The sequence below is a fragment of the Marinobacter salexigens genome (assembly GCF_018860765.1).
GTDB lineage: Bacteria > Pseudomonadota > Gammaproteobacteria > Pseudomonadales > Oleiphilaceae > Marinobacter > Marinobacter salexigens_A.
Genome location: NZ_JAHKPV010000001.1, coordinates 230,912 through 244,472, shown reverse-complemented (window position 1 = coordinate 244,472; position 13,561 = coordinate 230,912). Strand labels below are relative to the sequence as shown.

Sequence of the window (13,561 nt, the reverse complement as noted above, 5' to 3'; positions counted from 1 at the left end):
TCAGGGCTCCCCGAAAACCTCCTTGAGTTCCTTGGCAGACCAGTCCCCGCGCTTGCCGAAGCGCTCCACGTGTTCAGTTACTGCCGCCGGGTCTATCTCGCTGGCGCTGTTGCCCCATTCGCTGCGGGCATAGCTCAGAACAGCAGCCATCTCTGCATTGGAGAGAGTGCCGCCAAATTTAGGCATAACACCTTGAAAACTGTTGCCAGAAACCTCGATCTTGCCTTGCAAGCCGTCGTGCACGATAGCCACAGGAATAGTCGCGTCGGCTACCAGCCACTCACTTCCAGCCAGCGGTGGAAAGGCGCCCGGTACACCTTGCCCGTTGGCTTGGTGGCAAGCGCTGCACTGAGCGCTGTAAATGGCTTTGCCGTCGGGTTTTGCGGCGGCTGTATTGCTGTCGGCAACCGCACTCGCCGGGGCTTCCGCACCGCTACCGGTATTTGTGTCAGCGGATTTGGGTGCCTGCTGCATCGTTGCCACCGCTGAGCGGCTATCACCACCCAGCATGGGCTTGCCGATCTGCCAGGCGTAATAGCCTACCCCCCACACAATCAATAGGGCGATCCAGACCAATACGATCTTGGGCGTGGCGCGTGTGCCTTCTTCCGGTTCGGGCGCTTCACGAAATTGAGCGCGATGATCATGCTGGTTCATGGCGCGCGGTTCTCCTTGGGCTCATCGGTTTTTGGCGGCAGTGTCGGTAAGGTCGGCGCCGGGTAAGTGTGATCAAGGGCGAGCATGTACTCCGCCAATGCCAGCGCATCTTCGGTGGCAACGATTTTGCCGGACTCCGGGCCGTAGGGTGGCGGTATGTTCACCACTTTATCGCCTTCGACCGGTTCATCCACATGGCGGAACAGGAAAGGGTAAGACGGCATGATGCTGCCTTTGATGATTGCTCTGGGGTTGTATAGGTGCATCAACTGCCAGTCGATGCTGGGCTGGCGGGCGCCGATGTTGAACAGATCCGGGCCGGTACGCATGGTGCCCAGCAAGTGTGGCTCATCGTAAGCGTAGTCTCCGGGCACCGATGGTCGGCCCCAACCCCGCGCTTTATCTCCAGGCGCAAAGCTTGGGTCGCGCGGTTGCTGGCTATGGCAGTAAACACAGCCATTGGCGATATAAACTTGCCGGCCCCGCTGTTGCTGCTCGGTGTATGGTTTGAGGTCTGGCGGCACCTGTTCAGCAGACATTTGCAGGTAAGGCATAACCACCAACGTAAGCGTGGCCAGCAACAGAATAAGTGCTGCACCGACCATGATAGCGAGAGCACGTTTCATTGAGCGTTCTCCTTGATGGCTGGGCGGAAGAGTGTCGGTTGCTCAGTGGCCGCGCCTTGGCGCATTAGCATGGCGATGAAATGGAATGCGAACACCAGATGCCCCAATGTCATCAGAGCGCCGCCCAGAGTACGGGCCTGAAGAGCGGGAAGTGTCATTTTTACAATATCCATGAAAGGCATTGCCGCATCGAGCAATGCAACGCCTTGTTTCCAGCCAGCCACGGTCAGCGATACCACGTAAATCAGAATGCCGATGCTGACTAGCCAGAAATGCAGGCTAATCAGTTTGCGCCATGGCCATTCCCAGTTTGTAAGGCGGGGCATGATGAAATACACGGCGCCAAACAGAATAAAACTCAGGAAGGCGTACATACCAAGGTGCGCATGGGCCACCGTGTAGTGTGTGAAATGGGTAATCACGTTAATGCTGCGCAGTGCTTCCATAGAGCCCTGAAGCGACGCCACGGTGTACATGAGCGCGCCGATCCATACAAAACGCAGAGTTGGCGAGTCTTTGAGGCGCCCGAAGTTGCCCATCATGGTGCCGTGATGGTTGATGGCAACGGTAATCACCGGAATCGACATCATCACACTGTGAACAATCGAAAGCGTGACCAGCCACGTGGGAATGGGGCCGCCAATGAGGTGGTGAATGCCCACCTGGCTATAAAACAGCGCCAACGACCAGAAGCCGATAAGCGATAATTGATACGAAATAATTGGCCTTCCGAGAATTTTCGGAATCATGTAGTAGGCAATGCCTATGCCGATGGGCGTTACCCAGAGCCCGAGCACATTATGGGCAAACCACCAGTTAACCGTGGCGCCAGACGCCCCCGGAAAGGCAAAGGGAAGGTTGGCAATAAGAAACAGAATGGGGAACCACACCAGCGCCGCCATCAGGTACCAGCTGGTTACGTAAAGGTGTTCAACGTTGCGGTTAGCGGCAGTTAGTAGCAAGGGAGCGGCGCACATCGCTCCGCCCACCACAAACAGAAGATCGACCTGCCAGGGAAACTCCAGCCATTCCTCGCCATCGGACAGGCCCAGCGTGATGGCGCTCAAGCCCAGAATCAGACCGATATTCCAGATAAAACCGCCGATAACGGCGTACTTGCCGCCGACCAGTGACGTTTTAAACAGCCGTGGAATCAAGAACAGCGCCACACCAATGCCCGCCATGGACGCCCAGCCGTAGGTAACCGCATTAAGGTGAACGGGACGAATTCGGCCAAAGGTAAGAAACTCACTGGCCGTCAAAAACTCCGGTAGGTGCATCTTTATGGAAGAGGCTAGGCCGAAAAACGAGCCTAAAAGTAGCCAGAAAACCGATGAGCTGAGCCAGGTCAGTACCGCGGTTCTGGAGGATTGATCGGCAGTCCAGCGGGCCTCAATGGCTTGGGCCTGTTCGCTGGTATCACCGGTGAATGGTTCGTCGGCGGGCCGCGCACGGTCTTCACTGTGACCTTCTTCGCCCGGGGAGAAAATAGTGCGAGCCGCAGCCTGACCGTGACTGAACTGATTGTTGGCAATAGTCCAGATCAGTAACAGCAAACCAACCGTGGATAACACGAAGGTAATGATCAGGAGAATGGCGATGGTAGGCGTCATAGTCTTTCCTGTTGATTCATTACAAATACATCTTAATTGGTCCCGACATTCGTTTTTAATAGAATGCAGGCTTTTAAAGCAGTATTTGTATTCGCTTAGAAGATGTCGAAGAGTTGCAATACAGTAACGCGGCTGGCCCCATTGAACGATGGTTGCAGTTGTTCTAAATCAAGTTCGGGTCGTTTGAGGGGCTGAGTGTGTGAAGCGAAAGAGTCAGGCTGACCCTTCCGCTATAACCGTTTTGGTGTTGGTGTGGGAGTCATCCGTCAGGCCGCCGAAGCGGCGATAGAATCCGGCGGAAGGACCAGGTAGTGGGCCGGAGGCGTTTTCAAGAGCACTAGCGAGATATGTATCAGAACGGCTGTAAATCGCACGGTACAGATTGCGGCACAGCTGCTTGGCACTACGCCCTTCCCAATCCCCCGGTAAGAGCTCATCTGGTAGTAGAGGATCTCTGAGCAACACTTTCCGGTATTCATGAATCAGTAGAATGCGCGCGGTAACACAGTCTTCCGGACTCAGGTTGTCGTTTGTGCTTAGCTCGCGCCAGAGCGGACGGAATTTTTCAAGAAACCGCTTATAACGAAAACCCAATTCGTCGAGGTTCCAGCTTTCTTTTACCTGTCTACGTAGGGCCTTTGGGCTTCGCTGTTCCAGTGGCTGGGTCTGCATAACGATGGTGTCTTCAAGAGCACCCCATTCCTGTAATAGCGGCACCAGTTCATGACGCGTGAAGCGCGGATGTTCCATAACGCCGGAAGCCATATTGCCGAAGCTTAGCCACTTTAGTTCCTCGCGTACTTTAGCGCGGGTTTCCGGCTCGAGTTGGTTAAGAAAAACCAAACACCAACTGCCGTTCCAGTCGTCTGCGCCAAGGGTATAAACGTGTTCAAAGGCCTGCTGGAATCGACGAAGGCCCGCCCCTGTAACACTGTAATAACTGCAGCGGCCCACCTTTTCGGTTTGTAGCCAGCCGTCTTGAACCAACCGGTAAACCGATGTGCGCACCAGCCGTTCACTCACGCCCATTGGAGTGAGCAGTTTCATCAGGCTACCGAGCCACACATTGCCGCCGCGGGGATGGATGATATCGCCGTAGATTGTGATGATCAGTGAGCCTGCCCTCAAAGGGCGTTTTTTCTGAAAATCCAGAATAAGGCTTTCAAGCTGTTGTTTTGCTGACATGGTCTCTTATCTCTTCAAAACTTTCGGCCCGATGGGAATTGCAGGCTTGGCGATGGACTGGCGTCATTATCCTGTTTACAGCCACCGCGTAAAGCCGCCTACCTTCCCCGTAGTGAGCGACAACCAACTATTCATCCATTGGTCTATACACGCCCCGTTTGGTCTACTACATAGTTGACAGAAATGTAGTGATACAATATTTTCCATTGATATTCGTCAACGGTATCGTATTATTGGATTGGCGCATATAAGGCTGTTGTGATGATAGACCAATGTCTGTCGCGCTGCGCTGGAATCAGACTATTGTAAAAGGGTACGTGATACACAAAGCACCCTTTTTGCATGAAATATCGTTCTGTTTTCGGAAACTCTGGGGCATATAAAACCAAAACGCCCTGATAACATTCGGGAGAACAATAACAATGTTCAAGAAAATAACGCGTCGAGCAAGTAAGGTTGCAGCTATTGCAGCAGCCGGTCTATTAGCGATGAACGTTCAGGCTGCGGACCCTATCCGCATCGGCTCTTTTCTTTCAGTTACAGGCCCTGCATCTTTTCTCGGTGATCCGGAGCTGAAAACTCTGGAAATGTACGTTGAAAAAATCAACAAAGAAGGCGGGGTACTGGGTCGTCAATTGGAGCTTGTCCATTACGACGATGCAGGCAACGCTTCAAAAGCCCGTAATTTCGCAAGCCGGCTGATCCGTTCAGACCGGGTAGATATTATTGTTGGCGGCAGCACCACGGGTGCCACTATGGCGGCAGCGCCGATGGTTGAGCAGGCGGGCATTCCTTTCATTTCCCTGGCGGGTGCGGTTGTTATCACTGATCCGGTTAAAAAGTGGGTTTTCAAGACTCCGCAAACGGATCGTATGGCGGCAGAGCGTGTGCTGACCGATATGAAAGAGCGTGGCCTGACTAAAGTCGGCCTGATCTCGGGTACCGGTGGTTTTGGCAGTTCAGGTCGGGAGCAAACACTTGCTGCGGCCAGCGCCATGGGTGGAATCGAGATTGTTGCTGATGAAACCTACGGCGGTTCTGATACTGACATGACTGCCCAGCTTACCAATATTCGCGGTACCGACGGCGTGCAGACCATTCTTAACTTCGGTTTTGGTCAGGGCCCGGCCATCGTTACCCGTAACTACGCCCAGCTGGGCATTGAGCTTCCGTTCTACCAATCCCACGGTGTTGCTTCTGATGGCTTCCTCGAACTGGCTGGTAACAGTGCTGAAGGCCTGAGATTGCCTGCGTCACCCTTGCTGGTACCAGAGTCGCTGCCAGCGGACGATCCTCAAAAGCCGGTGGTTGAGGCTTACAAAACCGAGTACGAAGCGCGCTGGAACTCCAAGGTGTCTACCTTCGGTGCCTATGCCTATGACGGCCTGATGCTGGCGGTTGAAGCCATCGAGAAAGCGGGCAGCACAGACAAAGCTGCAGTACGTGATGCGCTTGAGAGCATTCAGGGCCACGTAGGTGTTACGGGTACCTTCAATATGTCACCCGAAGATCACAACGGTCTGGAAGCTGAATCCTTCCGCATCCTGGAAGTTCAGGATGGCGGCTGGAAGCTGATCAACTAAGCCTGTCCTTTATCCGTACCATAGGTTACCAGTTGTCCTTCGGGACGGCTGGTTACCGCTGCGCGAGCGGAATCGATTATGTTTTCTGAATTCCTGCAATACCTGTTTACGGGCATTACCATTGGTGCCACCTACGCTCTGATCGCTTTGGGCTTTACGTTGATCTATAACGCCAGCCATGTGATCAACTTTGCCCAGGGCGAGTTCCTGATGATTGGCGGTATGGCGACTGTATCTTTGACTGCCATGGGCGTGCCGATGCTGCTCGCGATTGTACTTGCTGTCGTTCTTGCCGGTGTGCTGGGTATTGCCTTGCAGCGTCTGGCGATCGCACCCGCCAAGAATGCGGATGTGGTTACGCTGATCATTATTACCATTGGCGCATCTATTTTCATTCGTGGTCTGGCTCAGCTGGTCTGGGGTAAGGAATACCACGTTATGCCAAACTTCAGCAGTGAAGAGCCGATTCAGATTTTCGGAGCCGTGCTTAACAGCCAGAGCCTTTGGGTGCTGGGTGTTGGTGCGGTTCTTGTCGCCGTGTTGGTGTACTTCTTTACACGCACGCTGACCGGCAAGGCGATTCTTGCCACCTCAATGAATAAAGACGCTGCACGTCTGGTCGGCATCCGAACCCAGGTGGTGCTTATGCTGGCGTTCATGGTGTCTGCACTGCTCGGCTCTGTTGCCGGTATTGTGGTAGCGCCGATTACCTTCACCTCCTATGACATCGGCATCATCCTTGGTCTGAAAGGCTTTGTGGCAGCCGCCATTGGTGGTCTGGGAAGCGGCATGGGTGCTGTAGTAGGTGGTCTGGCCCTTGGCGTTGTGGAAGCCATGGCCGCAGGGTATCTGTCGTCTGATTACAAAGATGCGGTGGCCTTCTCGATGATTCTTGTAGTCCTGTTCTTCATGCCCCGGGGTCTGTTTGGCGCCAAAGTTGTGGAGCGGGTGTGATGATGGCCCAATTTTCGCGGTTTCGTCTCAAGGGTCTGGTATTCCTCGCTATCGTGGTGTTTGCCCTGCCACTGTTCATTTCCAACCCGTTTCATTATGGCCTGGCCACGCAAATCGCGCTGATTGCCGGCGCTGTCGTCGGCCTCAACCTGTTAGTGGGTTTTGCCGGCCAGATCAGTCTGGGGCATGCGGGGTTTTTCGGGGTAGGTGCTTACTTTAGTGCCATCATGACCAGCAATTATGGCTGGTCGGCCATCCCAGCACTGGTTGTTGGTGCCATTGGTGTGGCGATTATTGCGTGGGCTGTCGGGCGCCCCATTCTGCGCCTCAAAGGCCACTATCTCTCCATGGCAACCCTCGCGGTGGGTTTCATTATCGCGATTATTCTGAATAACGAGCGTGAGCTTACGGGTGGGCCGGATGGCATGCCGATGCCTGCGTTTGATGTGTTCGGCTGGGAGCTCAGTGTCTTTGGCCAGTACTCCCTGTTTGGCATGGATATCAGTGGTGATCTGGCCTGGTACTTGTTTGCTGGTGTAATACTGCTCGCAGCCGTCTGGTTGGCGCAGAACCTGATTGATTCGCCTATTGGCCGGGCCTTGCGTTCCGTTCATGGCTCGGAAGTGGCGGCCAGTGTCGTGGGCGTGAACACCGCAAAGTACAAAAGCCTGGTGTTCGTGATTTCAGCGGTCTATGCCAGTGTGATGGGCGCGCTTTACGGGCACTTCCAGGGCTTCATTACACCTTCTATCGCAAGTTTCGACTTTTCGATTTTGCTGATCACCATGGTGGTGTTGGGCGGTATGGGCTCGACCATAGGCGTGATCATTGGTGCTGTGGTGTTGGAGTTGTTACCACAAGTGCTGGCAGATTTTCAGGAGATGGAAATGATGTTGTTTGGTTTGATCCTGATGCTGACCATGATCTTCATGCCCAAGGGCTTGCTGCCAACGGCTGCGAATTATCTGAATAAACGACGCTCAAAGTCTGCCGGAGGTGACGCATGACCGCTCTGGTGGAAGTCAATAATCTGTCCAAGGCCTTTGGCGGCGTACACGCTGTAGAAGACGTAAGTTTCTCCGTTGATGCCGGCCAGGTGTATTCGGTCATCGGCCCCAACGGTGCCGGTAAAACGACCTTGTTCAACCTGATCACCGGTTTGTATACGCCCACCAGTGGTGAGGTGAAGCTTAATGGCGAGAGCATCGCCAAGCTTCAGCCCAATGATCTGGCCGAGCGCGGTATGTGCCGAACGTTCCAGCAGATGCAAATCTGTATGAACATGACCGCCATTGAAAACGTCATGCTGGGCCGGCACCTGACGCTGAAAAGCAATTTGTTGACCACTCTGTTCCGTTTGCCTTCGCTTACCCGTGGTGAAAAAGCCGCGCGGGAAAAAGCCGCTGAGCTGATGGAGTTTGTCGGTTGTGGCGAGTACCTCGATACCGAAGCATCCGCTATGTCCTATGGTGCGCTTAAACGCCTCGAGATTGCCCGGGCACTGGCTGCAGAGCCCAAGGTTGTCCTGCTGGATGAGCCGGCGGCGGGCCTGAACGCTGTGGAGACTGCTGCTCTGGAAGAGCTGATCCGCAAGATTGCCGAACAGGGCATTACGGTGATGTTGGTAGAGCACGATATGAAGCTGGTGATGGGCATTTCCGACCGTTTGCTGGTGCTTAACTACGGGCGTGTTCTGGCGGAAGGTACGCCGGAACAGATTCGTGCAAACCCGGATGTGATTGCAGCCTATCTGGGCGGTTAAACGGAGCGAGGAATAACGACAATGACACAGACACCGACCAACGTTGCGCCTGAAGACAGCTACAGCCTACAAGCCATCAGCACGATCGTTCACGAGCATCAGGCGCTCTGGCGCATATTGGACCTGCTGGACCAGTTTCAGCACGACATGAATATCAATGAACAACAGCCAGATGAAACCTTGTTCAGCACAATCTTCGACTATGTTCAGCACTTTGCACGGCGAGTGCACAGCTCGCCTGAAGAAATTGTGTTGTATCGTGTTCTGGGTGAAAGGTCACCGGACACCAAGCCGCTATTGGACAAACTGGCCCACGGTTATGTGATTGGTGATCAGAAAATCAATGAGTTGCGCCATCTGTTAAGCGTGTGCATGGAGCAGTGGCCTGATGGCAGGGAAGACTTCAGCCACGCGTTGGCACGATTTACCGAAGCCTTGCGCAAGCACATCAAGAAAGAAGAAGGCGTGGTCATTCCCCGGGCCCGCAAGCTCCTGAGTGAAGACGATTGGCGCCTGATTACGGAATCTCGTGATCAGTCCAATGACCCGCTTTTTGGTGAACGGGTGCGGGATGAATTCCGGGAGTTGCGCCACCGCATTGTGAGTTACACCCCGGAACGCCTGGGCGGCTTGGGGCTGCATCACGCGCCGCGTAGAACGGCACAGCATGCTACTGAGGAAATGCTATCCATCAAGAGCCTGAAGACCTCCTACGGGCAGATTGAAGCGCTCCATGGGATTGATATTCGTATCAATAGCGGTGAGATTGTTTCCCTGGTCGGAGCCAACGGCGCCGGTAAATCGACACTGCTGATGACGATTTCCGGTCTGCAGCCAACTGATAGCGGTAGCATTAACTTCGAAGGCAAAGACCTGCTTAAAATCGGTGCGGACCAGCGTGTTGCCAGCGGTATTGTTCAGGTTCCTGAAGGTCGGCAGGTCTTCAAAGATCTGAGTGTTGAGGACAATCTTCTGCTGGGCGCCTACACACGTGGTCGCAGCCCTGAGGTAGAAAACGATCTCGAGCGCATGTACGAGAAGTTCCCCATTCTGCGGCAGAAGCGCCGCAACCTGGCCGGAGAGCTTTCTGGTGGGCAGCAGCAAATGCTTGCTATGGGGCGTGCCTTGATGGCAAAACCCAGGTTGTTACTGCTGGACGAGCCCAGCATGGGCCTTGCCCCGCTGATCATTGAAGAGATCTTCAACATCGTCAAAGAGCTTAAAAACGAAGGCATGACCATCTTTCTGGTGGAGCAGAACGCTTCCCAGGCGCTGGCCCTTGCCGACCGTGGCTATGTTCTGGAGACGGGGCGAGTGGTTATAGAAGGCTCTGGTCGTGACCTGTTGAGCAATGAAAAAGTACGTGAGGCGTATCTGGGCATGTGATGTGACAGGTGCAAAAAAACCGCCAGAGCGTGAAGCTACTGGCGGTTTTTTTATGCCGGAAGAATCACTCCGGCTTCTTGGCGACCAACGTCAGAATGTCGTAGCTGGCAACCAGCTCGTCTTCCTGGTTGGTGACCTGAACATCCCAAACCACCACACCTTGCGGGTGGCCATCTGGCGACGTACGGCCCTGATCAATTTTGCGTTTACAGGTCAGGCGGGCGCGGATGGTATCGCCCGGCGCGACCGGCTCAATGAAGCGCAAGGTGTCCAGACCATAGTTCGCCAACACCGGGCCTTCGCCAGGATCAACGAACAGACCGGCTGCGGCAGACAGCACGAAATAGCCGTGGGCAATGCGCTTGCCAAACTGGCTGTTCTTCGCGGCGATTTCATCGAAGTGCATGTAGAAGTGATCGCCCGACAGGCAGCCGAAGTTCACCAGATCTGCCTCAGTAACCGTACGACGGTGGGTCAGCAGTGATTGGTTGATCTGCAGATCTTCAAAGTGATAACGGAACGGGTGAATGTCGTTTTCGATCACCTTGGCACCGCGAACATATTCGCCGGTTACTGCTGCCAACATGGTGGGAGAACCCTGAATGGCGGTGCGCTGCAGGTAGTGATACACGGCGCGAATGCCACCGAGTTCTTCACCACCACCGGCGCGCCCCGGGCCGCCGTGTTTCAACATGGGCAGGGGAGAACCGTGGCCGGTAGATTCCTTTGCAGCCTCTGCATCCAGCAAGTGCAGGCGGCCATGGTAGGCAGCCAGCGCCGGAGCCAGTTTGGCAATGGTTACAGGGTCACGGGTGGTTACGGTGGTAACCAGTGAACCACGGCCTTTGGCAACCAGCTCAACGGCTTCGTCCAGAGTGTTGTAAGGAATAATCGTGGCAACCGGGCCAAAGGCTTCAATGTCGTGAGCGCCACAGCCGTTTTCCGGGTTACGGCATACCAGCAGGTGCGGTTCGATGAACGCACCTTTTTCGGTACCTTCGCCTGTTGGCTTGAAGTTGCCTTCGCCGCCGAAGACCAGCTCACTGGTTTTCAGCAGTTCCTGAATGTTGGCTTTCACGTCTTCCAGCTGATCGATAGAGGCCAAAGCCCCCATGCGTACGCCCTCGACGGAAGGGTCACCCGTGGTGATTTTCGACAGTCGCTTTTTGAGCTTGTCGCACACCGCTTGCACCTGATCCTGAGGCACCATGACACGTCGGATCGCCGTACATTTCTGGCCGGCCTTGGCGACCATTTCACGACCGACTTCGCGCACGAACAGATCAAACTCTTCGTGCTCTGGCGTTACATCCGGAGCCAGAACCGCGCTGTTCAACGAGTCGGCTTCCGCATTAAACGGAATCGAGCGGTTGATGATGTTCGGATGGTTACGCAGCATGCGGGCGGTTTTTGCCGAGCCGGTAAAGGTAACCACATCCTGCTCTTCCAGGTGTTCGAACAGGTCGCCGGTGCTGCCAATGATCAGCTGCAGGCTGCCTTCCGGTAGCGCACCGGATTCATGCATCAGGCGCACAGCCAGTTCGGTCACGTAGCAGGTGGACGTCGCCGGTTTCACAATGGACGGCATACCCGCCAGGAATGTGGGTGCAAACTTCTCCAGCATGCCCCACACCGGGAAGTTGTAAGCATCGATATGCAGGGCGACACCACCACGGGGCACCATAATATGGGTGCCGGCGAAATGGTTGTTTTTACCAAGCGGCGTTACGGGGCCTTCGTGGACCACATTGCCGGATGGCAGTTCCCTGCGGCCCATGCTGGCGTAGGAAAACAGGGTGCCGAAGCCACCGTCGATATCAATACCGTTATCCGCTTTGCTGGAACCGGTGTGCATCGAGAGGGCATACAGCTCTTTTTTATGCTCTTGCAGGTACAACGCCATGGCTTTGAGGGCCAGAGCGCGTTCCTGAAAATCCATAGCCAGCAGGGTTTTCCCGCCGACCTTGCGGCCGTATTCGGCGGCCTTTTTGAAATCCAGAGTATCGCCGTGCGTGTGCGCAACGATCTCGCCGTTAATGGCGCTGGGCAGGGCTTTTGCCTGCTGCTCACCGATCCATTCACCGGCAATAAAGCTCTTGAGAACTGACATGTAAGAAAACTCCAGAATCACATTTCGTCGTAGTCAAGGACAACCTTGTCGCTCACGGGGTAGCACTGGCAGGACAGCACGTAGCCTGCTTCTACCTCGTAGTCTTCCAGAGCAAAGTTTTGGTCCATTTCCACTTCGCCTTCCACTACCTTGGCGCGGCAGGTGGAGCAAACTCCAGCTTTGCAGGAGTAGGGCAGGTCGGCACCTTCATCGTTACCGGCATCGAGGATGCTCTTGGTGTCGCGCACTAGATCGAAGGTGAGCGAGCGGCCATCCGCCTTAACGGTAACGGAGCTGACAGCTTGTGGATCCACCTGGGTTGCCGCACGATCTTTACGTGCCTGAGGCACACCACCGGCAGGAGTGAAGAGTTCATAGTGAACTTTCGACTTGTCCAGGCCGTGACGTTCCAGAGACTCCCGTACGACTTCAGTCAGCATTTGGGGGCCGCAAAGGAAGGCACCGGTCAGGTTCTTGGCGTCAATCCAGTGGTCAAATAACTGATCACATTTGTCGCCATCAATGCGCCCGTTGTACAGGTCGATGTCCTGCTCTTCCCGGGTAAAGATGTACACTAGGTTAAAGCGGGTCATGTATTCGTTTTTCAGATCCTGCAGCTGATCCCGGAACATGGTGCTACTGGTGCCCTTGTTGCCGTAGAACAGGGTGAACTGGCTCTTGGGCTCGGTTTCCAGTGTCGTTTTCACGATGGACAAGATTGGCGTGATGCCGCTACCAGCCGCGACGGCCAGGTAATTGCCCTCGCGCTCCGGGTCCAGCTCAATGGAGAAGTGGCCCTGTGGCGGCATAACGTCCAGAGTGGAACCAGGCTTCAGTTGCTCGTTGGCAAAGTTGGAAAATGCGCCGCCGGGAACACGTTTGATGGCGATGCGCAGTTCCTGATCATTGACACTTGAGCAAATGGAGTAGGTGCGGCGTACTTCTTCGCCGTCCAGCTTGGTCCGCACGACAAGGTGCTGACCCTGTTTGTACTTGAATTTTTCTGCCACATCTTCGGGCAGATCAAAGCTTAGAGATACGGCGTTTCTTGTTTCCGGCCTGACCTCTTTGAGAGGCAGAGAGTAGAATTTATTCATGATCGTATCGGCTCTATATGCATTTGAAGTAGTCGAAGGGTTCGCGGCAATCAAGGCAACGATAAAGTGCCTTGCAGGCAGTGGAGCCAAATTCGCTGAGGCGCTCGGTGTGCGTACTGCCACACAGCGGGCAAGCGATCACCTCATCGGCGCCCAGCAGGCTCATTTTGCTGGCACTGCCCTCAGGCGGTGCTATGCCAAAGGCCCGGAGCTTCTCCCGGCCCTCTTCGGTTATCCAGTCTGTGGTCCAGGCGGGGGTTAGCACACGATTGATCTGCGGGTCACGAATGCCGGCGGCGCGCATGGCTTCGGCGATCAACTCTTCGATCAGCTCGGTTGCCGGGCAACCTGAGTAGGTTGGCGTTACATCTATGGTCAGGTGTGTGCCATCCCAGCTCAGGTCACGAACGATGCCCAGCTCAACAACGCTGACGGCAGGTACTTCCGGATCCAGAACTTTATCCAGCAGTGCCCAGATTGCATCTTCTGTCAGCAGTTCCGGGCGGGCGTTGGCCGGTACCCGGTCGCTGGCAATCAATACGTCTACAGACGATGGTTCGTGTTCGGTCACCGGAGTGCTCCCCTATT

12 protein-coding genes and 1 pseudogene are annotated in these 13,561 nt (G+C 54.9%); 6 read left to right on the top strand and 7 right to left on the bottom strand.

The window, feature by feature from the left end; all coding sequences use genetic code 11:
- The 4 genes from KO508_RS01125 to paaX all read right to left on the bottom strand — a co-directional run bounded on the left by KO508_RS01125 (position 1) and on the right by paaX (position 4,081).
- Entirely contained in the window at positions 1 to 657 is a 657-nt protein-coding gene (locus KO508_RS01125) for a c-type cytochrome (RefSeq protein WP_216006515.1), read from the bottom strand.
- Complete coding sequence (locus KO508_RS01120) at positions 654 to 1,283, bottom strand: cbb3-type cytochrome c oxidase subunit II (protein ID WP_216006514.1); 630 nt, start codon at positions 1,281 to 1,283, stop codon at positions 654 to 656. Before KO508_RS01120 ends, KO508_RS01125 begins: the two co-directional genes overlap by 4 nt.
- Positions 1,280 to 2,896: a cbb3-type cytochrome c oxidase subunit I gene (locus KO508_RS01115; RefSeq protein ID WP_216006513.1), complete on the bottom strand. Its 1,617-nt coding sequence runs from the start codon at positions 2,894 to 2,896 to the stop codon at positions 1,280 to 1,282. Before KO508_RS01115 ends, KO508_RS01120 begins: the two co-directional genes overlap by 4 nt.
- Positions 2,897 to 3,109: 213 nt before the next feature.
- Positions 3,110 to 4,081 (bottom strand): phenylacetic acid degradation operon negative regulatory protein PaaX, encoded by a 972-nt coding sequence (gene paaX, locus KO508_RS01110; RefSeq protein WP_216006512.1) that lies wholly within the window; start codon positions 4,079 to 4,081, stop codon positions 3,110 to 3,112.
- Positions 4,082 to 4,503: 422 nt separating this feature from the next.
- Here paaX and KO508_RS01105 point away from each other — a divergent pair, with 422 nt between their 5' ends.
- The 6 genes and pseudogenes from KO508_RS01105 to KO508_RS18765 all read left to right on the top strand — a co-directional run bounded on the left by KO508_RS01105 (position 4,504) and on the right by KO508_RS18765 (position 9,766).
- Positions 4,504 to 5,664 carry an ABC transporter substrate-binding protein gene (locus KO508_RS01105; RefSeq protein WP_216006511.1) on the top strand — a complete coding sequence of 387 codons (1,161 nt, stop codon included), beginning with the start codon at positions 4,504 to 4,506 and terminating at the stop codon, positions 5,662 to 5,664.
- 78 nt (positions 5,665 to 5,742) lie between these two features.
- Positions 5,743 to 6,618 (top strand): branched-chain amino acid ABC transporter permease, encoded by an 876-nt coding sequence (locus tag KO508_RS01100; protein ID WP_216006510.1) that lies wholly within the window; start codon positions 5,743 to 5,745, stop codon positions 6,616 to 6,618.
- Positions 6,618 to 7,625 (top strand): branched-chain amino acid ABC transporter permease, encoded by a 1,008-nt coding sequence (locus KO508_RS01095; protein ID WP_216006509.1) that lies wholly within the window; start codon positions 6,618 to 6,620, stop codon positions 7,623 to 7,625. Before KO508_RS01100 ends, KO508_RS01095 begins: the two co-directional genes overlap by 1 nt.
- A complete protein-coding gene (locus tag KO508_RS01090) occupies positions 7,622 to 8,380 on the top strand; it encodes an ABC transporter ATP-binding protein (RefSeq protein WP_216006508.1) in 759 nt (252 codons plus the stop codon). Before KO508_RS01095 ends, KO508_RS01090 begins: the two co-directional genes overlap by 4 nt.
- Before the next feature lie 21 nt (positions 8,381 to 8,401).
- Positions 8,402 to 8,851, top strand: a pseudogene (locus KO508_RS18770) (hemerythrin domain-containing protein); the annotation flags it as partial.
- 210 nt (positions 8,852 to 9,061) lie between these two features.
- Positions 9,062 to 9,766, top strand: coding sequence for an ABC transporter ATP-binding protein (locus KO508_RS18765; protein ID WP_252737857.1), 705 nt, complete (start codon positions 9,062 to 9,064; stop codon positions 9,764 to 9,766).
- A 64-nt stretch (positions 9,767 to 9,830) separates the two neighbouring features.
- Here the strand turns inward: KO508_RS18765 and paaZ are convergent, their stop codons facing one another.
- From paaZ to paaD, 3 genes are read right to left on the bottom strand one after another with little or no spacing between them, the layout of a single operon-like run.
- Positions 9,831 to 11,876: a phenylacetic acid degradation bifunctional protein PaaZ gene (gene paaZ / locus KO508_RS01080; protein ID WP_216006506.1), complete on the bottom strand. Its 2,046-nt coding sequence runs from the start codon at positions 11,874 to 11,876 to the stop codon at positions 9,831 to 9,833.
- 17 nt (positions 11,877 to 11,893) lie between these two features.
- A complete protein-coding gene (gene paaE / locus KO508_RS01075; protein WP_216006505.1) occupies positions 11,894 to 12,973 on the bottom strand; it encodes a 1,2-phenylacetyl-CoA epoxidase subunit PaaE in 1,080 nt (359 codons plus the stop codon).
- Between the two features lie 13 nt (positions 12,974 to 12,986).
- Positions 12,987 to 13,544, bottom strand: coding sequence for a 1,2-phenylacetyl-CoA epoxidase subunit PaaD (paaD, locus tag KO508_RS01070; protein WP_216006504.1), 558 nt, complete (start codon positions 13,542 to 13,544; stop codon positions 12,987 to 12,989).
- Between the last annotated feature and the right edge of the window lie 17 nt (positions 13,545 to 13,561).

Excerpts from the sequence above, each read along its gene's own strand:
- KO508_RS01090 (WP_216006508.1), top strand. The coding sequence starts at position 7,622 with ATGACCGCTCTGGTGGAAGTCAATAATCTGTCCAAGGCCTTTGGCGGC.
- KO508_RS01115 (WP_216006513.1), bottom strand. The coding sequence starts at position 2,896 with ATGACGCCTACCATCGCCATTCTCCTGATCATTACCTTCGTGTTATCC.
- KO508_RS18765 (WP_252737857.1), top strand. The coding sequence starts at position 9,062 with ATGCTATCCATCAAGAGCCTGAAGACCTCCTACGGGCAGATTGAAGCG.
- KO508_RS01095 (WP_216006509.1), top strand. The coding sequence starts at position 6,618 with ATGATGGCCCAATTTTCGCGGTTTCGTCTCAAGGGTCTGGTATTCCTC.
- KO508_RS01105 (WP_216006511.1), top strand. The coding sequence starts at position 4,504 with ATGTTCAAGAAAATAACGCGTCGAGCAAGTAAGGTTGCAGCTATTGCA.
- KO508_RS01100 (WP_216006510.1), top strand. The coding sequence starts at position 5,743 with ATGTTTTCTGAATTCCTGCAATACCTGTTTACGGGCATTACCATTGGT.
- KO508_RS01125 (WP_216006515.1), bottom strand. The coding sequence starts at position 657 with ATGAACCAGCATGATCATCGCGCTCAATTTCGTGAAGCGCCCGAACCG.
- paaX (WP_216006512.1), bottom strand. The coding sequence starts at position 4,081 with ATGTCAGCAAAACAACAGCTTGAAAGCCTTATTCTGGATTTTCAGAAA.
- KO508_RS01120 (WP_216006514.1), bottom strand. The coding sequence starts at position 1,283 with ATGAAACGTGCTCTCGCTATCATGGTCGGTGCAGCACTTATTCTGTTG.
- paaZ (WP_216006506.1), bottom strand. The coding sequence starts at position 11,876 with ATGTCAGTTCTCAAGAGCTTTATTGCCGGTGAATGGATCGGTGAGCAG.
- paaE (WP_216006505.1), bottom strand. The coding sequence starts at position 12,973 with ATGAATAAATTCTACTCTCTGCCTCTCAAAGAGGTCAGGCCGGAAACA.